A 21,716-nucleotide genomic window follows, 5' to 3' on the forward strand; every position below is an offset into this window, starting at 1 on the left:
GGCGGGGAGGTTGGTTATCGTTTTTGAAACAAGTCGGAGAGGACAAACGCTTCTACCAGAGCGCGGAGGCGATAGTCCTGGGCACGGCTTGCTTTGGCGATTTCAGCCAAGGCTTCGCGATCTTCGAACGACACGCTCCGCCGCAAGCCGTAGGTGGCAAGCTTCTCGACGAACGCGGCATTGAAGGAGTCGAGGTCGGCGAGCAGCAGTTGCTTGAACTCTTCCGGCGTTTGGTAGGTCCGGCCATCAGCCATTTTGCCGGCAGGGTTCACCAGAGGATTGTCGCCGGTCCCTTCGACGGTCTCTCGTGTTCGCCATTGACCGATGGCGTCGTAGTTTTCAAAGGCGAGACCGAGCGGATCGATCTTGCTGTGGCAGGCAGCACAACTGGCGTCGTGAATATGCGCTTCGAGCTTTTGCCGCAGCGTTGCCTTCGGCGAATCGACCGGGTTCGGCGCGATCGGATCAACATTGGCTGGCGGCGGTGGTGGACTCTTGCCGAAAATCGCTTCCGAAACCCATTTGCCGCGATGCACCGGGCGATGTCGCGTGCCGTCGGAAGTGAGCGACAAGATCGAGGCTTGCGTAAGCAGGCCGCCGCGGTGACTATTGGCAGGGAGCGACACGCGCTCGAATTCGTAGCTGCCTGAACTCGGCAAGCCGTAGAACTGCGCGAGCCGCGCGTTCACCATCGTCCAATCGGAATGCAGGAACTCCCGCAACGTCAGACCACGATCGAGCACTTCGCGAAAAAAGGCAGTCGTCTCTCCAACCATGCTTTGTTCGAGCGACTTGTCGTAATCGGGATAGAGCTTCTTATCCGGCGGAAACATGCCGACCTTCCGCAAGTGAAGCCATTGCGAGGCAAACGATTGGCTGAAGCGTTCGGCTTTTGGGCTCGCAAGCATTCGTTGCACCTGCTTCGCGAGTTCGGTCTTATCGCGCAGCTTTCCTTGTTCCGCGAGCGAGAAGAGCTCGTCGTCGGGCATCGTGCTCCAGAAGAGATACGACAACCGGCAAGCAATCTCCCAGTCATTCAACGTGTTGCGGTTCGCGTTTTCATCTCCTTCGGCAACGAAGAGGAAACTCTTCGAGCAGAGAATCGCGAGCATGCCCGCTTTAACCGCATCCGGAAACTTTTCACCGGCGGCGAGTTCGGCTTTCACGATGCCGACGTAGCTGTTTAGTTCTTCGTCGGTGACTGGACGGCGGAATGCGCGCCGGGCCAGCTTCGATAGACCGCTGCGGACTTGCTCGAGGTTTCCTACCTCCTGGGGCCAATACTCATCGCGACGTTGCTGTTCTTCGGGAGTGATGAAGGGACCGCGGAATGAAACCGAATCCAGAATGAGAAACGAATAGCGCGGCCGGCCTTGCTCGTCGGTCAATTTCATTTGCCAAGGAATGCGCCCATCCTTGGTGCTGACGAAGGGCTTGTTGCCGTGGCGACCGGAACGGAAGTTGTTCGATGGTCCGGGAATGCTGTTAATCACATCGATGCTGGCATGGCCCTTGGGCAAGTGCGCGCGAAACGTCACCGTGATCGGCTTGTCTTCGGGAGCGATGATGTCCTGTTCGAAGAGCACGCGATCGAGTTGCTTCTCGTAGACGAACAATCGCGGTGCGCGACTTTTTTCGGCCTTGAGGCCGCTCAGCTTGAAGCTCAATTCATAGATGCCGGCCTCGGGCAAGTTCATGCCAGCGCCGCGAAAGATGTCGTTGTGCCACATTTCGAAGCGGACTTTGTCGAGCAACCCCAACTCGCGCAGTCGTTCGCGATGCTCTTCGTTGATTTCATTTTCGGGAACGGCCCGTTTGGTTACGTCGAGGAACGCCGGTGGCGATTTGCCGGGCTGCTTGACCGGATAGGCTTCGGCGAGCACCGTTTCGGCCGCGGCTAGATACTTTTCGACGTTCGACGGCGAGAGAGTCATTACCGAGCCGATCCGCTCGAAGCCATGCCATTCGGCATCTTCTGAAAAGCCGCCGGGATCGGTGGCGTCGAAATGCACACCGATCAGATCGCGGACCGTATTCACATATTCGTCGCGCGTCAGGCGGTTGTAGGAAACACGACTGCGTTTGGCCAGGCGAGCCCCTTCGCCTTCTTTAATGCGGGCGGCCAGCCATTCGACGATGGCGGCGCTTTCTTTCGCGGATGGGCGATTCTTCGCATCCGGCGGAGGCATTTCGCCAGAGCTGATTCGCTCCATCACTTCGGCCCATTGCGGCGTGTTCTCCTGGCCGACCTTGGACGACAGCTTGTCGATCCGGAAATCCGCTTCTTGCTTTTCAGGACCGTGGCAGCGAAGGCAATGAGCCCGCAAATAGGGCTGCAGATCGGCTTCAAAATTCGGGGCAGCCAAAAGAACAGCAGGGATCCAGCCAAACCAAACCGTCGCAACGGCAAACATGATTTGCCGCAAGCGGCGACTCGCACCCATACCAACTCCCATTATCTGCGCAACAGCACTGAGAAAATCGTCCGCTGTCACTCTACTTTCTACCACACGTCGCGCCAACTCAACGCTGAATTGCCCACCGCTACGCGGGCAGCTAAAGCCTTCATAGATCCCTTAACAACAATTTCTTCTACGAAATACTAGAAAACCGCTGGGCGTTTAGTTTACGATACCTCCACAGCCTCTCCATCCAATTCGGGGGCGCGTCGTGCCTAGCTGCGACTCGTTACCGTTTCGGCGGCTGTTGTTTACAGCCCCCTTCCTCGACTCGCGAGGTCGCACCGCGTTGTTCAGCCTCAATGAACAGCCGTTTCGTTGAAAACGAATTGCTCGTGAACGGGTTCCTCTGCGCTTGAGTTCCGCGAGTGCAGTTGAAATCGTTCACGACGCAAGGATGTGCCCGTGCGCGCTGAGAATTTTGTGTTCGGAGTTAATCGATGTCCCCTCTCTCCACCGATGCTCGGAAACCCATGTCACCACGTCGCCAGCCTGCCGCCAGCCCGAAACGTAACAGCCACCGTACGCTCAGTCGCAAATTGTTCTTTGAGCCACTCGAAGAACGGAGAGTTTTGACCGCCGCGAGCGCCGTGGTATCAGCCACTGCTCTGGCAGGCATGACTCAGCTGTATGCGGTGAATGACAACCAGTTCGATTTCAACGACGCTTACCTAGTCAACAACGCGGCGAGTATCCCGGTTGGATCGTTTGATCGGGTCGCGTACTACATCGAGCTCGGCCCGGTCGGTAACACGAAGTGGGTCTGGGTGTCGATGGACACCTTCAATAGCGATCCGCTACTCCTCGGCGTGCCGAAGGCCGGCTCGAACATCGTGCAGAACGGCACGGTGGTGCAGAACATGAAAGTGGAATCGAGCGCCGGTTCGGGCGTGACGCCCATTTCAGGCCCCGGCAACACGGGCATCATCGAGTTCTGGGCGAGCAACTACGGCCAGAATGGCGGCGGGCTGTTTGGTTCGAACGATGGCTTCTTCGATTGGAAGGATAGCGGCGGCACGACGGGGGGCGGTCACGGCGCGTTTCAGGTTTTTGCGTTCACGAGTCCCGCGCAGACGAGCGCGAACACAATCTTTGGCATTACCGCAAACGGCGGCGCCGGCATCGGCAATCAAAATACTCCCGGAACCGGCGATACCGACTGGACGTTCGGTAACGGTACCGGCACGTACGCCATTCGTAATATGGAAGTGTGGGTCGGCAAGGAAAATGCGCCGCCGACGATCACCAATCTGAGCGGCGACTCGCAAACTTATACGCCCGGCGTTTCGGGCGTGCAGGTGATCGATCAAGGGACGGCAGCCGTTGCTACCGATCCGCCGCCGGTTGGAGCCAACGGTTGGAACACGGGCAATTTGACGGTCAGCATTCCGGCCGGTGGTGTGCCGGCGGATGACAACCTGGGTATTCGGAACCAAGGGAACGGCGCGGGGCAAATCGGCTTTGCGGCGGGGACGGTCAGTTTCGGCGGCACCGCCATTGGCACGGCGACCGGTGGCACCGGTGGGACCAGCTTGGTGGTCACGTTCAATGCCAACGCGACGAGCGCTGCCGTCAGCGCGCTGCTGAGCAACGTCACGTTTTTGAACACCAATGTGGCGACTTCGGCGAGCACGCGGCTCACGCGGTTTGTGTTGACCGATGGCAATGGTTTGTCGAGCACGGCCAGCGATGCGTCGATTGCCATGAACGTGGGTGGCGCGGTGGCGACCTACATTTGGGACGGCAACAGCGACGGCGACGGCGACGGCATTACGTGGTCCGATCCGGCCAACTGGAATACGAACATCACGCCCGATGCCAACGACATTGCCATCTTCCGGACGGCTGATCCGGGGCCGGTGAACGTCGGCGCCAATACCTTTGTGGGCGAAGTCCGTTTCGACGGCGCGGCGAGTAACTTCACGCTGCAAAACGGCACGTTGAATACGAACCGCATCGATCAGCAAGCCGCCGCGACCGGCACGAACACGATCACTGCGCAGATTTCGTCGGTTGTCTTCACCGGTATTGTTTCCGGCGGTCAGTTGAACCTGGCCAACAGCGCGAACTCGGCGACGATCGGCGGCGGCACGTGGACGATCAATGCCGGCGGCAAGATCGTGACCACCACTGGCGGCACGAACACCGGCATTGGCAAAGCCAATGTAGACGCTAACGGCGGAACGATCGAATTCGCGGCTGGCGGTTCAGCGTCGGTGGCTTCGCTCAACGAAAAGTGGTATCCGAACGTCTTCGCCGATACGAACCTGATCATTGATGCGGTGGCAGCAAACAATGCCGATGCCTATTTGAATCTGACTCCCGACAGCACGAGTTCGCTGACGACGAACCTCGGCAATTTCGACACGAACGCGCTCATCGCTCGTTCGCCATCGAACTTGGCTCCGTTTGGGAATCGCTTCGGCGCGACGTGGACTGGCAATTTTACGGTCGGCGGCGCTAGTTCCATTCCCGCCGGCGATGTGTCGTTCGGCACGAGCTCGGACGATGGCAGCGCCATTTATGTCGACAGCAATAACAACGGCACTTTTGAGTCGACAGAGCTAGTCGTCGACAACCGCGGCGGCCACGGCAATCAATCGCGCATCGGCACGGTAAATCTGCCGGCCGGCACTTATCCCGTGTATATCGCGTACTACGAAAGCAGCGGCGGCGGCAACATGGAAGCCCGCGTCGCTGCGGGCAACGGCGTGGCTTATGCCTCCCAGACCATCATCAACCCCAGCACGCAAACCGGCGTCTGGTCGACGGTGGCCGTGGCCCCGGGCAATTTGACCAACAACATCCGAGTCCTCGCCAATTCGACGCTCATCCTCGGCGCGACCCTGCCGGGCTTGAAGTTGAATCAGTTGACGATGAACGCCGGCACAACCCTGCAAGTTCAATCGCCTGATGGTGGCCAGGATCTGGAATTTGCCTCGGTCGTGCTGAACGGCAATGCGGTGATCGATTCGACGAACAAGCCAGATATCACGCTGCGAAATATTTCGGAAACGGCTGCGTCCAGTCTGACGTTCTCGGGTACGGAAGTCGTCTTTTTGCCGACCGCGAATTCGTACACCGGTCTGACGACGATTAATTCCGGCGTGACTGTGAATGTGTCGTCGAACAATGCACTCGGTACGGCCGCGGCTGGTACCGTCGTGCAATCTGGCGCATCGCTACGTTTGTCAGGAGGCTTCGTTTATTCTTCGGCCGAGGCGCTGACTCTCAATGGCACAGGCTCAGCCATTTCGGACGCCGCGCTCAACAACCTGTCGGGCAACAACGACTATGCAGGCCCGATCATACTGGCGAGCGCGTCGAAGATTCGCGATGTGGCCGGCACGATGCGTTTGCTGGGACAGATCGATGCGGGGAGCAATAACCTGGAACTGCGCGCCGATGGCCAGATGGAAATCCTGGCCGGCTTGTCCGGCAGCGGCGCCATTACGAAGACGGGCGGCAATCGTACGATCGTGCAAGCCGCTGCGAATGCGGGAACCACGTTCAGCGGACAACTGAATGTGAATGAAGGCGTTTGGGATGCGCGGGCCAATAATGCGCTCGGTACCGCGGCCGGGGCGACGATCATCGCCAACAACGCCCGGTTGGATATTCAAGGCAACATCACGCTGGCGGATAACATCAGCGTTACCGGCAACAGCGGCGGTGCTGGCGGCATTCGCAATGAAAATGGCAGCAACGTGCTGAGTGGCAACGTCACCCTCACCGGCGCTACGGAGTTCTTTCTTAACGACACGCAGCTGACCATCAACAATGCCATCGCCGGCAATCAAGTGCTGACCAAGACTGGCGTCGGCACGTTGATTCTCAAGCAAGACAACAGCCTCTCGAATTTTCTGCTCAACGGCGGCGAAGTCCGCATCAGCACCGTCAACGGCTTGGGAAGCACGGCAGCAGTCAGCGTGGATGGCGGCGAAGCTTTGGAATTTGATGGTTCCTTGAACTACAACAGCGGGACCACGCTGCAGTCGATTTTTGTCAACAACGGCACGCTGACGGGAGTGAGCGGCACGACGACTCTCGACATTCCGATTACGCTCGGCTTCTTTTCTACGCTGACGGTGGGTGGCGCCGGCAATCTGGTGCTGCAGCGTTCGTTTGGCAACGGCAACTCGCCCATCAACACCAATGCGCTGAATCACTACGGCTTTCGCCGCGACGCTGGCGACGCCAATTTCAATCTGAACGGCAATGGCGGCGCGTTGAACGGCTTGAATCCGACCGCGGCTCCGTCGTACACAGGGCAGGCGTTGTTGACCTCGGCGCTCAACTTTCCAAACGAAGCTTCGTTTCTCGCTTCGGGCGTATTCAACTTCAACATCGCCGGTTATCAGGACAATTACGTCAACGTCTGGGTGGGATATCTCAACTCGACGGAAATCGGCAACTGGCAATTCCAGCGCACGTTGCAAGACGACTGGACCGGGATGTGGGTCGATATCAATCAGAACGGCGTTTTCGAATCGACGGTCGCTGGGCTGGGGTCGGACCGTGGCGAGCAACTCGCCTACAACGATGGCAACGTGAAGACCGTCAATCTGACGAATCCGCTGGGTACTGGGCGCTATCTGGTTGCTTTCACGCAGTTGGAAGGCGGGGGCGAAGCGAACGCGGCGTTTCAATACAAGAGTCCTTCGGGAGCGAGCCTGCAAATCATCAATCCGGGCCTGGCCGCTCAAACGGGCTTGTGGTCGCCGCTGGCTCCGGCCCTGCCGACCAACAGCGTGGTCAAGACAGGCACGGGTACAGTCAGTTTGCTGGGGAATAATACGTACAACGGCCTGACGACGGTGAACGCCGGTACGTTGATCGCGGGGAACAATGGGGCGTTGGGCTTGAACAATGCGGGCACCGTCGTGAACGACGGCAGCACGCTGGCGTTTTCGAGTGCAGCCGGAATCACGATTTCTGGCGAAGCCATCACCGCCACTGGCGCGGGCGCTGCTGGTCAACCGGGCGCGATTGCGAACATTCTGGGCAACAACACCTACACCGGGCCGATCACGGCAGCTGTTGTCAGCGCGGGAAATCTGGGGATCGGTTCCACCGCGGGAACCCTTACGCTCAATGGCACGATCGATCAGAAGTTCTCGCAAGTCAGGTTCAATGGCGCTGGCAACTTGCTGGTGAATAGCGTGATCAGCGGTAACGGCGCGGACTCGCTGGCGTCTGGAATTCAAGAAACGATTTACAAGAGCTTTTCGTTTCCGACGAACAACGACGACGCTCAGGACAATATCGAAGGGATTCGGAGCACGGCCCTCGGTCCACAGGATGCCCGCGGCATTTTGCTGGGCGACTTGACCTACGTCAACAACGACGCAGTTGCGGCGCGGGCTTTGGCGCTGGGAGCTACCAGCTTTCCGAACAATACCGGCTGGACGATGATGTGGATTACATCCTTCACGCCCAACGAGAGTGGCCAATGGGGATTCCGCTTCAACACCGTTGATGATGACGCTTCATTCTGGCTGGATACGAGCGGGGCGGCTGGCGTTTTTGAACTGACCGATCGCTTTTACAACCGCGCTTGCTGCGGCGCTAGCGGCGACATTCTGACGCCGACATCATTGGTGGCGGGGCAAACGTATTTGCTCGGAATTGTGGCTCGCGATTTCAACGCCGGCAACTTCACCAACATGCAGTTCAAGTCGCCCACGGCGGCTGGAGTTACCGGCGGCAACTGGGTGACGATCAACGCCACCAATTATCCGACGACGTTCCGCACGATCACTGTCGCGAACAATGCCGTGGTGAAGAATGGCACGGGCACCGTCACGCTGGCCGGCGCGAACACCTACAACGGCGCGACGACCGTGAATGCCGGTACGTTGGTAGCTGGCAATGCTACGGCGCTTGGCACGACATCGCCTGGCACGACGGTGGTCGCTGGTGCGACTCTGGGGCTGACAGGCGGCATTACGCTGGCCAACGAACCGCTCACGCTCAATGGCACGGGGGCTGTGGGCCAACCGGGTGCGCTGGTCAACATCAGCGGCAATAACACGATTTCTGCGGCCACGCCGATCAACGTTGTGCAGGCGAGCGCCGGATCGGTGGGCATTGGTTCGGTCAACGATCCAGGCACGGCGTTTATCGACACCTTGACCATCGCCGCGCCGATCAACTTGCAGTATTCCAAGCTGATTGTCGACGGTACGGGCGATACCGTTCTTAACGGCGCGATCAGTGGCATCGGCGCCGACCTGATTGCGGCTTCGTATTCCGATCAGGTGTTGACCGACGCTCCTCAGGTCTACTACAGGTTTGAGGAAACCAGCGGCACGACCATGGCCAATAGCGGCACGACGGGCGCCGTGAATAACGGCACGGTCTTTGATGCTGCCGCCACTACGATCAATGTTGCCGGGCCCACCACGCAACTCGGGCGGGCGGTGCGCTTTAACAACAGCGCCAACACCGGCATCACGACGCCGTTCTCGCTCAACGGCTTCACGAATCAGTTCACCATCGAAGCCTGGATTCGTTCCACAAACAGTCAGGATGGTCGCAGCGGCATTGCTGGGCAGAACGATTCGTTTGAATTCGGCTTTGCCGACGCCACGCACTACGACATGTGGAACCCCAGCGGTGGTACGTTCCAAGCCAATTACAACACGGCGGACAATGGCCAATGGTTCCACGTCGTCGTGACCGGTGATGGCTCGAATCGTCGCATCTATGTCAATGGCGTGCAGGTCGCGGTCTCGGCGACCGCCACCGGCGACTACGGCGATTCCGGATTCTTCTTCAACATTGGTGGTCGCGGAATTCAAGACGCCGCCGGCAACGGCTGGGATGGCGACATCGACGAAGTGGCTGCTTACAACACGGCTCTGTCGCCGGCGCGAGTTCAGGCCCACTACGATGCGCGCAATGCGCAAACCATTCTTGCGACCAATAACCTCGTCAAGAATGGAACTGGCAAGCTGACCTTGGCTGCCACAAACACCTACAACGGTCCGACTACGGTCACAGCGGGCAATTTGGTCGTCAACGGCTCGATTGCAACCAGCGCGACGACGGTGCAAACGGGCGCCACGCTATCCGGCTCGGGAACCACCGGCTTGCTCACGGTCAATGCGGTGGGCACACACGCGCCAGGTAATCCCGTGCAGATCCAGACGACTGCCGGCAACTACGTGGAGAACGGCGCGCTCCAAATTCAAATCGCAACTCCCAGCGGCAATGTCGCCGGGACCGATTATGACCAAGTGCGTATCACCAGCAACGGCAGCGTGGCGCTCGGCGCTACGTCGACGCTGGCGGTGAGTTATACCGGCACTCCGGGAACATTTGCCGCTCCGGCTGGGCAAGTCTACAAGATCATCGACAACGATGGCACGGTGCCAGCTGATACGACCGGTACGTTCAGCGGACTCGCCGAAGGCGCGATTTTCAATATCGATGGCCGTCCGTTCCAAATTCAGTATCACGGCGGTGATGGCAACGATGTCGTGCTGGTCGCGCAAACCGTGGTCCCCACGACGATCTATGTGAATGACCAGTTCACCGGCAGCGGCGCGGTCGACGGCGACTTGGAAACGGCGGGCGTGCAATCGGCGACGATTGGCACGACAGCGTTCGCTTCGGTTGCAGCCGGCCTGGCGGCTTGGCCGGGATACGTCGGCACGATTGTGGTCAACGGCGGCACTTATGCTTCGGCGCTGCTCGCCGGTGGCGGCGATGTGACGCTGCAATTGGTGCAGGATCTGACTGCGGGCGAGTTGAATGTGACGTTTAACAATCTGAGTGGCGATGCCACCGATAAGATCATCACGCGGTTCAACAACGTCGCCAATGCAAATCTGATTGTCACGACGGGCTCGTTTGCGGGCGTAATCTCGGGCACGGGTGGAATCGTCAAGAATACGACTGGCACGGTCACGCTGACCGGCGCGAACACTTATGACGGGCTGACCGATATCTCGGCAGGCATTCTGCAGATCAGCACTCCAACGGGCCTTGGGTCGGCGGTTGGCGCTACGACGATCACGAGTGGTGCGCAGCTACGTTTGAGCGGGGGAATCACCGTTGCCGGCGAGTCGGTAACTATCAATGGCGTGGGTGACGTCGGCCAGCAAGGTGCGCTCAACGGGCTTTCCGGCAACAACACTTGGGCCGGACCGGTCATCATCGGCACGACGGCCACGAACAACCGTGTGGGCTCGACGGCGGGCACGCTGACGCTCAGCGGTGTGATCAGTGGTGGTCAGGCCGGTACGTTCGGTGGGCTCACGGTGCGCAACGGCGCGGGTGTGACGGTCGTAACTGGCGGCAGCAATACGTATCTGGGCGACACGACGATCGTGGTCGGCACGCTGCGGATTGCCGGCGGCAACGATCGGTTGCCGACGGGAACTCGTCTCGCGGTTGGCAACGTGGCCAATGCCTCGCCAGCACAGTTTGATTTGAATGGTTTCAATCAAACCGTCGGTGGGCTGGGCTCGATCGACTCCAATATGGTGATCGAGGTGACAAATACCGGCGTCGCGGCAACCTTGACGGTGAATCAAGCCGCCGGGACCGACGCTTACAACGGCGTGCTCACTGGCGCCTTGAGCCTGGTGAAGACAGGGGCAGGAACACTCACCCTCGGCAGCGCTGGCGGCAATGGATCGAACACCTACACAGGCACGACGCTCGTCTCCGGTGGGCGGTTGAACCTGGCGAAGACGGCTGGCCAAAACGCGATTCCTGGCAATCTCGATATCACGACCGGCGGCATGGTTTCGTTCGGCGCGAGCAATCAGATTATCGATACGGCTACGGTCACCGTCAGCGGTGCCGCGAGCGTGTTCAACGGTTCGGGCTTCAACGCCGGACAGCTGGGCGGTTTGCAGGAGACGATTGCCAATGTGACCGTCACTGGCGGCACCTTCCAAACCGGCAGTTCGTCGACGTGGAACATCACGGGTACGGGCTCCTTCACTGGCGGAGCCGGCAATACGATTTTCCTGGGGAACAGCGGCACGTCGATTTCGTTCGGCACGCTGAGTTTGACTGGCATGACGGCCACGCCCGGCGCGGCCGTGCAGGTGAACAACAGCTTTGCCATCTATGGTGGCGGTCCCTCGATCGGCACCGTGACGGTGGGCGCTGGTGGACTGACGCTCAACGGCAGCGTGCTGAATTTGCGTCGCAGTGCGACTGCCGGACAACCGGGCAGCCGACTGGTGCTGAACGGCAATGTGACGGCCAACGGAACATCAGGGATTATTCTCGATGCTCTCAGTGGTACCGTCGGGGCAAGCGATGTGGAACTGAGCGGTTCAGCAGGAGCTGTCAATCGTACGTTTGACGTCGCAACTGGTGGCGTGCTGACGGTGAGCGCGAACATTACCAACGGCGCGGCCACACCGGGATCGATCACCAAGGTTGGTGCAGGCACGCTGTTGCTGAGTGGCGCGAATACGTTTACGGGAACGACGGCGGTCAATGTCGGGACCACGCAGTTGCAAGGTGGCGCTGCGATTGCAGATGCCGGCGGCGCAGTAAGCGTGGCCCTAGGTGCTACGCTGCAACTCCTGTCGAACGAAACGGTGTCGAGCTTTGTCGGCGCTGGTGATCTCGTCGGCACGAATGATTCGACTCTGGCCCTCGGCGCTTTCGCGCTGACGACCACAGGCTCGGCAGCAATCGCCAATGTGACGAGCAGCGGCGGTTCAGTCATTGCAGGCACCACCATCACCGATACCGATGACGACAACAACGTCACCGGCACCGGCATCGTGCTGCAAGCTGGCGCGGGAGTCGGCACGGCGGCCAATCCGATCGAAACGACGCTAGGCAATCTCGAAGCGAGTGGTGGAACGGGCGGCGTGTTCATCGCCAACACCGGTAACCTCATCGTGGGTGGCGTGAGCGCTGCCGTAGGCGTTTCTGCGAATGGCGACGACGTGGTGCTCACTTCGACTGGCAGCGTGACCGTTGCCGAGAACATCACCGTGACGGGCGCTGGCAATGAAGTGATCATTACCACCACGGATGCAGCCGCGGCTGGGCAAGACATCATCGTCAACGCGGCGGCGACGATCAGCAGTGGGGCGTCGGGCGTTACGCTCAACGCGGGCGACAATGCCACGATTAACGGCACGCTGGTGAGCGCGACTGCCATCATCGTGAATGTTGACTTCGGCAATGCCGACCCTGGAGTTGGCGGCGGGCTGACCTTTGCCGGCGATGTCGATGCGCCGCTGGCGACCTTCAACGGCTCGACCGATACGGCGGGCGACACGTTTGACGTGCGGCCTGATCAAGATGTGGCCGGTGTGCTGACGCCGATTCAGATCTTTGGCCTCGCTCCGACTGCCAATCCCAATGGCGATACGTTGAACCTCAATATCATTGGCTTGGGTATTCCGACCTTGGTGCTCGGCCCCGGCAACCGCAACGGCGTCTTCAGTTTTGGCACTGCGGCTGCGGGCGTGCAGTACAACAACATTGAAAATGTCGGCACCAGCCCGGCGCAGCCGTTTCATGTCGTGCTCGATATGAAGTTCTCAGGATTTGAGGATGGCGCGGCTGACTTGATCGTTGCTCAGCTGAATGCGGGCAATAGCCTGTCGCTCGACGTGAATGGCAGCAACGTGTTCGCTGGCCCGAGCAACATCATTCAATCGCTTACGATCATCGGCTCGGCTGACAACGATACGCTGCAGATCAATGAAACGGCTGCTGGCTTGCCGCGCTTTGCCGGCGCGGCCCCGACGGTGAATAACTCGAGTCTGGGTGGCGGTGCGAGCGCTGGTTCCCACTTGGGAAGTGCAGCCGATCTGCTGCTCGAGACGCTGCAGAGCGCAAACGGTCCCTGGGATGCAGGCGACGTCACCATGCATTTCGATGGCGCTGGCGGCACTGACACGCTCGCGGTGAAATTTACTTCGCCGAACAATACGGGCTACTTCAGCGACACCAACGATGCTGGCAACAGCGGCAACCTATCGGCAGCGACCGGCGTGTTCCCAGCCATCAATGTGCCGTCGTTGTTGATGTCGTTCGCCAACATCGAGCCGATTCAACTCACCGGCGCGGGTGGTTCGTTGCTGACCGACGCGAGCGGCACGGCAGCGACTTCGTCCCTCACGCTCACCGACATTGGTACACAGACTCAGATCGTGGGCGACGGCGGTTTCGCGCCGACATCATTCACCGGTTACAACGCTGTGGCGGTGGTCGGCGGCAACGGTGCTGAAACGTTGAATCTCGTCAGCGTCGACAACGCCGCACTGGCCTCGGTCGCGCTCTATGGCGGCAATACCAATAGCCTGCTGGGGATTCCCGGCGGCGATGCCTCGGCTGACACGCTGCGTGTGCAATCGCTGCCAGCCGGAATCGCGGCTACGCTCAACGGCAACGCCGGCAGCGACTTGTTCCAGCTATTCGACTCCACGAACACCGTCGACAATATCGCGGGGACCGTCACGGTCGATGGCACGGACGGCAGCATGGCGGGTAACACCGACACGCTCACGATTATCGACACGGGCGATGTGACCGGCGACAGCGCGCTCATCGGCGCGGTGAGCCCGGGGACATCGGCAGATTATTTTGTGGATGGTATTTCGAGCGCCGCCACGATGGACGTCGTCTTCCGGAATATCGACGTGTTGAATTACACCGCAACCGCGGGCGCCGACACGATTGACGGCCGATTTGTGAGAACGGTCCCGGCGAGCGACCTCGATACCGTTACGTTGAATGGTTGGGTGGGCGCCGATCAGTTCCTGTTGTTTACTTCCGATCAGGCCGGCGGCAGCGGCGCCGGAGTAACTCCGACGGGTGTGGCCAGTGGTGTCGGCGTGATTAATCTGAACGGCGATGCTCCAGGAAATCCCAACGGGATTGACGGCAACGATATCTTCGGGCAAACCCCGCCTGGACTTTTGGGAACGGGTGCAGGGAACGTTGGACTCGCGGTGCCAGACACCGTGCGCAGCATTCGCCCCAGCGTCAGCACGGCGATCTCGGTCAATGGCGGTCAGCCGACGGGCCCGGCCTTGCCGACAGGCGACACGATCGGCGACGTACTGAATCTCGACCTCTCTTCGTTGCCGCCGAGCGCCGCGCTCGTGCTGCCGACGGCATCAGGAGCGGTGGTGACCGCAGGATTGCAGCCGTTGACGTTCGCTCAGATTGAAGACCTCAATCTGGTCATCGATCATCAACTCGCCAACGTGCAACTGGGCGATACGCTGGTGGTTGGTTCCAGCGGTCAGGACTTGATTCAATTCACTCAAGCCGGCACCGCCAGCAACCCCAATCTCACACGCGTGCGGGTGAATACTCTGGTCGTCGATTTTACGGCCACCGGAAAGACGTTGACTTACGGCGGGGCCTCGAACGACTACCTGACGCAAGCCAATGTCATTCTGCCGGCAGAAATGCACGGCGGCGACGGCGACGATTACATCTCGGGCGGCATGGGGAACGATTTCCTCGTCGGTGATTTAGGGAATGATCAAATCAATGCCAGCGGCGGCGACAATGTGGTTTGGGGCGACAGCCTGGTGGCTGGCGATCCTTCTCCGCAGAATTCTGCCGTGGGTGGCAATGACATTCTCAGCGCACTCGGCGGCAATGACTACTTCTATGGCGGCGGCGGCAATGACCAGGTGAGTGCCGGCGGTGGCAATGACTACATCAACGGCGGCCAAGGGGATGACTTGCTCGATGGCAGCAGCGGTGATGACCGCATCTATGGCGGCTTGGGTAACGATGTGCTCGGCGGTTCGGAAGGAAACGACCTGCTGAGTGGCGGCGGAGGAAACGACAACCTGCTGGGCGGCGTCGGCAACGACGTGCTGATTGGTGGCACTGGCGCCGATAACCTCGACGGCGGCAGCGGCAACGATCTCCTCATCAGCGGCAGTGTCGATAATGAAAGCAGTTCCTGGACCAGCATTGGTACGGTGAACGACTTCAGCGCCACCACTTACTCCAATTCTGCCGACAACGACGCGGCGTTGCTGACGCTGCTTAATCAATGGAGCATGACCGGAAACCGCAGCAGCCTCGGCACGATCACGCACGACGGCGCCAACGATGATCTGTATGGAGGCACCGGTGACGACGACTTCTGCTGGGAAACGGCAGATGTGCTCCCCGCGTTGACTCCTTCCGACTTCAACGCCCCCGGCATGAACAGTGACGAACGCTTTGGACCGACCTAGCCGTTGGTTCAGCCATTGAGACAAGAGAAGGTGCCGGGACAGCAAGCGAGTTTGCGCTGTCCGGCACCAGAACCCGATACTTAGGTCCAATAGGCATCGCGCTGTTTCTAACCTTCAATATCTCCCGGCCGAACAACAACATCGCAGATCGATTGTTGTTGATTCGCCAGGAGAACAAAGGATGGAAACTTCCAAAAATGCCGGTTCTGCAACTCGTCCTCCGTCGTCTGGCTGGCGTCGGTGGATGCTCTTAGCGGGAGTGGTGATTGGCGTCGGAGTGGGCGGATATGTCTTATTTCCGCTCGTGCTCACCGCGCTGAATACCGTTTCTACCGACGACGCCTACGTCAACGGCCACGTGACCTTTATCGCACCTCGCGTGGCGGGCCATGTGAGTACGGTGCTGGTTGATAACAACCAGCGCGTGAGAAAGGGCGACTTGTTGGTTCAACTCGACAAGGAGCCTTACCAGGTTCAAGTGAACATCAAGAAGTCTGCGCTGATCGCCGCGAAAAGCGAGCTGACAACCGCGCTGGCCGAGGCCCGCGGCCTGGCTGCCCAGGCCCGCCGCAGTCGCTTCAAGCTCGATCACGCGATGGAAGAGGTGCGGAATCAAGTCGAGCTGGTGAAGTCGAACGTCGCGCAACTGAAGGTTGAGGAAGCGAATCGCGTGCTCGCGGAGCAGGATTACGCCCGCGCCGAACGACTCGTGGAAAAGAACGCCATCAGCAAACAGGAGTTTGATAAGTACAAGGCGGTGCTCGAAGTTTCGAAAAATCGCGTGACCAGCGCCGAGCAGACGATTCAGCAGACTCGCACGAATCTTGGTCTTCCCATCAATTACCAAAACCCCTTGGAGGTGCCAGAGGATCTGGATGAGACATTCTCGACGGTCCAAGAGGCGCTCGCCGGACTGTACGGCAGCATTACGCAGTTGGGCTTTACTCCGCCGAGTTGGAATGCGACGCCGACGCAGGTGAAGGCTGCATTTTATGCGCAGGATCCGGATAAGAATCTGGATCGCATTTTCGAACGGCTGATTCCCGCATCGCCGGCCGTCAAACAGGCCGAGGCCAAGGTCGCCCAGGCCCAGGCCGATCTGGCTCAGGCTGAATTGGAGCTTCGCTATTGCGACATTCTCAGCGATATCGATGGCCAGGTGACGAGCCGCAATGTGAATTCAGGAAATTATGTCCAGGTGGGTCAAGGCCTGCTCGCCGTGCGCTCGCTCACCGAAATCTGGATCGATACGAACTTCAAGGAAACACAGCTAGCGGATCTGCGCATCGGCCAGCGAGTGCGCTGCGAAGTCGACATGTATGGCAGTCGGCGGGAATTTACGGGGCGTATTACCGGCTTCACCATGGGGACGGGCACTACGCTTTCGTTACTCCCGCCGCAGAACGCCACCGGCAATTTCGTCAAGATCGTGCAGCGATTGCCCGTCCGGATCGAGCTCACGGATTACGACCCTGAAAAAACTCCGCTGTTCATCGGCCTGTCGGTTGTGCCCTACGTGTACATCAAAGAGCGGCCGATGGGGCCGCATGCCGGCGAAGTCTTGCAACCCTTTGCCACGCTGCCGCAAGTGGCAGCCGAAGCGAAACCATAACGCACGCCGGTCGGCAAAAAAGGCAAAGGGAGCACGCCTCATGAGCACCATCGCACTTGCGCCGGTGGCTGTCGGTCGCCCGGCAATCCAGGCCTGGTTCGTCGCTGCCGCGGTGATCATTCCGACCTTCATGGAGGTTTTGGATACAACCGTGGCGATCGTCTCGCTGCGTTACATTGCGGGCGACTTGTCGGCGGCAGTGGTCGACGCCGAATGGATCCTCACCAGTTATCTGGCAGCAAACGCCACCATCTTGCCGATTTCCGGCTGGCTTTCGGCCCGCCTCGGCCGCCGCAACTATTTTCTCGGCTCGATCGCAGTCTTCACCATTGCCTCTGCTTTATGCGGCATGGCCACCAGCCTGTGGCAGATCATTTTGTTTCGCGTGATTCAAGGGTTGGCCGGCGGCGGACTGCAGCCATCCAGCCAGGCGATCTTGATCGACAGCTTTCCGCCCGAGAAGCAAGGGACGGCAATGACGATGTTCGGCATCGCGGCGTTGACGGCGCCGGTCGTCGGTCCGACGCTCGGTGGTTACCTGTCTGACTATCACAATTGGCGTTGGATCTTTTTCATCAATATTCCGATCGGCTGCTTCGCATTTGTGCTGTCGTACTTCACCGTCAAGGATCCCGAATATCTCCAAGAGGAGCGAGCGCAGCTGAATCGCCTGCCCCTTAATTTCGACTACGTCGGCCTGGCGCTATTGGCACTGGTGATGGCTGCTTGGGAAGTGTTGATCACCAAGGGACAAGAGTGGGATTGGCTCGCCGATCCGTTCGGAAAAGTACAGACGCTGCTGCTGGTGATCTTGGTAGGAGGGGCAGGCCTGGTCGTGTGGGAGATGCGCAGCAAAAACCCGGTTGTCAATTTTCGGCCGTTGGGCGAACGCAACTTTTGGTTGTGTTGTCTCATCATCTTCTTCGCCTACTCGGTGCTCTACGGCGTGAGCACCACCTTGCCGGGGTTGCTCCAGACGCTGTTTGGTTACGACGCCTATCACTCCGGGCTGGTGATGTCTCCGTCAGGCCTCGCGTCGGTCACCATGTTGTTGATCTGCGGCGCGCTGCTCGGTCGCGGCGTCGACGCCCGCTGGATGATCGGAGCGGGCCTGCTCGTGGTGGCGATCGGCGGGTATTGGATGTCGGTGATGAATCTCGAAATCAGCCCGTGGCAAGCGATCTGGCCGCGTGTGGTTTTGATCGCCGGCTTGGGAATGGCTTTCGCGCCGATTAACGTGGCTGCGTTTCTTTACACGCCGCGGCATTTGCGCGCGGCGGCGGTGGGATTATTCGCACTGCTCCGCAACGAAGGTGGTAGCTTCGGCACGTCGATGGCCCAGACCGTGCGGGTCCGCCGTGATCAGTTCCACACGTGGCGCGTGGGAGAGTTTCTCGATCCGTTCAACCCCGCCGTCAATTCTTACTTGGAGCGAGCGCAGGCTTTTTACTTTCAGCAGACCGGCGATGCGCCATTGGCGCGACAAATGGCGTTGCAGAGTCTGGCCGATCTGCGGGCACAGCAAGCGTCATCGTTGGCCTTCTTCGATGTCTTTCTGGTGGCGGCTGTGCTGGCGCTGTTGCTGGCGGTGCTCGTGCTACTCATGAAACGCTCGGTGGCCGAAAAGGGCGCCCATATCGGCGCGGAATAGATTCTCAGTTCATCAACACGCCATATTCAAGGAGCATTTCGATGAAGATTCTCATGGTGCTGACTTCGCACGACCAGCTGGGAAATACGGGACGCAAGACCGGCTTTTGGCTGGAGGAATTTGCCGCTCCTTATTTCACCTTTCTCGACGCGGGAGCTGCCGTTACGGTCGCTTCGCCCAAAGGAGGCCAGCCACCTCTCGATCCGGTCAGCGACACGCCCGAGGGCCAAACCGAACTGACGCAGCGCTTCAAGCAAGATTCTGCCGCTCAGAAGGTGCTGGCGAACACGGTGCGACTGCCTGACGTCAAAGCCGCAGACTACGACGCCATTTTCTATCCCGGCGGACATGGGCCAATGTGGGATCTGGCCGAAGATCCTCGTTCCATCGCGCTGATCGAGGACTTTTACAACTCCGGCAAGCCGGTCGCCGCGGTCTGCCACGCGCCAGGCGTGCTGCATCGTGTGCAGTTCCAGGGACAGCCAATCGTCAAAGGAAAACGCGTGACGGGTTTTACGAATGGCGAAGAGGAAGCCGTCCAGCTCACCACGATCGTCCCTTTTCTTGTCGAGGATGAATTGAAGCGCCTCGGCGGCCTCTTTGAAAAAGAAGCCAACTGGGTCCCCTTCGTCATCACCGACGGGCGGCTCGTAACTGGCCAGAACCCGGCGTCCTCGCAGGCGGGAGCCAAAGCGTTGTTGAAGCTGCTGCCGTGAATCTCGCTATTCCGATCGTCGATCAGCAACAGAAAGCAGGAGCAAACGATGTCACAAGATCCACATTCAACGCCGAACGCGCGACGACGGAGTTCGATCGCCCGACTAACCCGCTGGACCGTAATCGGCATCGCATGCGCAGCGGCTGTGGGCGCCGTTGCGAACCTCGGCGGGTGTTTTAGTCAGGGGCCTCTGACACCGGCCATGTTCATCGACCGTTTCGAACAGATTGACGGCGTGCATGCTGGGTTCCGACGCAATTATGCAAAAGGGATTGGCGTTGCCGGTTTCTTTGAGAGCAACGGTAACGGTCTCCGCCTTTGCCAGACCACTATTTTCGAACCGGGACGCGTGCCGGTGCTGGGACGATTTTCGCTCGACGGCGGCAGGCTAAACCAAGCCGATCTGCCCACGACTCGGCGCGGTCTTGGGCTGCAGTTCTCTCCACCCAACGGCGAGGAGTGGCGCACGGCGATGATCAATTTTCCCTTGTTCCCCGTTCGTACGCCGGAGATTTTCTTTGAGCGCCTGCTCGCGTTCAAACCAGATCCCGCGACCAGCGCGCCCGATGCGGCTCGGGTGAAAGCATTTGAAACGCGTCATCCTGAAACGATCGAAGTGCTCAAGAAAATCGCTGCCGAACCGCGCTCGTCGGGATTCGGCAACACCACTTTCCACGGCTTGAACACGTTTCTCTTTACGAACGCGGCCGGCAAGACTACTCCGGTGCGTTGGCTGCTGAAGCCAGAGCAACCTTTTGAGCCTGCCGGCGGCGCGCGGGCAGAAAAGAACTACCTGTTCGACGAACTTATTGCTCAAGTCCAGCAACAGCCGATCCGTTGGCGGTTGATTGTCATCGTGGGAACGGCCAGCGATCCCACCAGCGACCCAACTCAAGCCTGGCCGGACGATCGCGAGCAAGTCGACGTCGGCACCTTGACGCTCGATCGCGTCGAAGCGGAAGAAATGAGCGCCGCAACCGATACCATTTTCGACCCGCTGATTTTGCCGCCGGGCATGTCCCCTTCCGATGATGCGATTCTCGGCATTCGTTCGTCGGTCTATTCGGAATCGTTTACTAGACGCATCCAAGAGAAGAAGCAACCGAGCGCGGTCACTCCCGCCGACGTGAAACAGAATCTGCCGAACAAATCCACCCACCCCGTTCCTTAGTGCAAATGTAGTCAGCGCACGCTAACTCACAGGAAGAATGATCGATGACAAACACCACCTCCAAACGTATCCTGCTCACGCGGCGGTCGCCCGAGTATTGGCGAGTGACATTCAATTATCCGCCACTCAACATCTTTGGCCCGGAATCGATTCCCGAACTCAGCGAGATCGTCACCGCGCTCGAGTCCGACGCACAGGTGAAGGTTGTCGTCTTCGACACTGCCGTCGAAGGCTACTTCCTGACCCACTACGATTTTCTCGCGAGGCCTGAGGATACGACGCAACTCCCGCCGGGCCCGACGGGATTGCAACAATTGCCAGACATGCTCGTGCGGCTCAGTCGCGCGCCTGTCGTTTCGATTGCGAGTATCCGTGGGCGGGCCACGGGCGTCGGCAGTGAGCTCGCACTGGCCAGCGACATGCGCTTCGCCAGTCGTGAGAAGGCAATCCTGTCGCAATGGGAAGTAGGCGCTGGCTTAGTGCCCGGTGGCGGCCCGATGGCTCGTCTGCCGCGCTTGATCGGACGCGGGCGGGCCTTGGAGGTGCTGCTCGGGGCGGACGATATCGACGGTGATCTGGCCGAGCGATATGGCTACGTCAACCGTTCGTTTCCGGACGCGGAACTCGATGGTTTCGTTGATGGCCTCGCCACAAGGATTGCCTCGTTCGATAAGCAAGCGATCGCGGAGACGAAGCGACTGGTCAATGCGAACAGTCTGCCCGCCGACGTGGAGATTGCGCCCGAGTGGGGCGCGTTTCTGGGCTCGCTGGGCCGACCTGCCGCGCAAGCGAGACTTCGTATGCTCTTCGATCGTGGCTTTCATCAACCGGGAGACGTCGAATCGCGATTGGGGTATCACGTCGGCCAACTCGGCGCAGCTGGCTAAGTTGAGGCCGACTCTCCGC

7 protein-coding genes are annotated in these 21,716 nt (G+C 59.5%); 6 read left to right on the forward strand and 1 reads right to left on the reverse strand.

The genetic code is table 11. From position 1 onward, the window contains the following. Positions 1–14 precede the first annotated feature (14 nt). On the reverse strand, positions 15–2,444 hold the full coding sequence (locus M9Q49_RS08175) for a DUF1592 domain-containing protein (RefSeq protein ID WP_254508228.1): 2,430 nt from the start codon (positions 2,442–2,444) through the stop codon (positions 15–17). A 488-nt stretch (positions 2,445–2,932) separates the two neighbouring features. Between M9Q49_RS08175 and M9Q49_RS08180 the strand changes: the two genes are divergently transcribed. The 6 genes from M9Q49_RS08180 to M9Q49_RS08205 all read left to right on the forward strand — a co-directional run bounded on the left by M9Q49_RS08180 (position 2,933) and on the right by M9Q49_RS08205 (position 21,697). Then, entirely contained in the window at positions 2,933–15,658 is a 12,726-nt protein-coding gene (locus M9Q49_RS08180; protein ID WP_254508229.1) for an autotransporter-associated beta strand repeat-containing protein, read from the forward strand. Positions 15,659–15,839: 181 nt separating this feature from the next. Next, positions 15,840–17,270, forward strand: a complete 1,431-nt coding sequence (locus M9Q49_RS08185) for an HlyD family secretion protein (protein ID WP_254508230.1) — start codon at positions 15,840–15,842, stop codon at positions 17,268–17,270. A gap of 40 nt (positions 17,271–17,310) precedes the next feature. Beyond that, positions 17,311–18,921: a DHA2 family efflux MFS transporter permease subunit gene (locus M9Q49_RS08190; protein ID WP_254508231.1), complete on the forward strand. Its 1,611-nt coding sequence runs from the start codon at positions 17,311–17,313 to the stop codon at positions 18,919–18,921. Between the two features lie 41 nt (positions 18,922–18,962). After that, complete coding sequence (locus M9Q49_RS08195; protein WP_254508232.1) at positions 18,963–19,637, forward strand: type 1 glutamine amidotransferase domain-containing protein; 675 nt, start codon at positions 18,963–18,965, stop codon at positions 19,635–19,637. Between the two features lie 204 nt (positions 19,638–19,841). Further along, positions 19,842–20,810, forward strand: a complete 969-nt coding sequence (locus M9Q49_RS08200) for a catalase family peroxidase (protein ID WP_254508233.1) — start codon at positions 19,842–19,844, stop codon at positions 20,808–20,810. 44 nt (positions 20,811–20,854) lie between these two features. Next, positions 20,855–21,697 (forward strand): enoyl-CoA hydratase/isomerase family protein, encoded by an 843-nt coding sequence (locus M9Q49_RS08205; protein WP_254508234.1) that lies wholly within the window; start codon positions 20,855–20,857, stop codon positions 21,695–21,697. Positions 21,698–21,716: the final 19 nt, after the last annotated feature.

Origin of the sequence: Anatilimnocola floriformis (assembly GCF_024256385.1) — a bacterium.
Classification (GTDB): Bacteria; Planctomycetota; Planctomycetia; order Pirellulales; family Pirellulaceae; genus Anatilimnocola; species Anatilimnocola floriformis.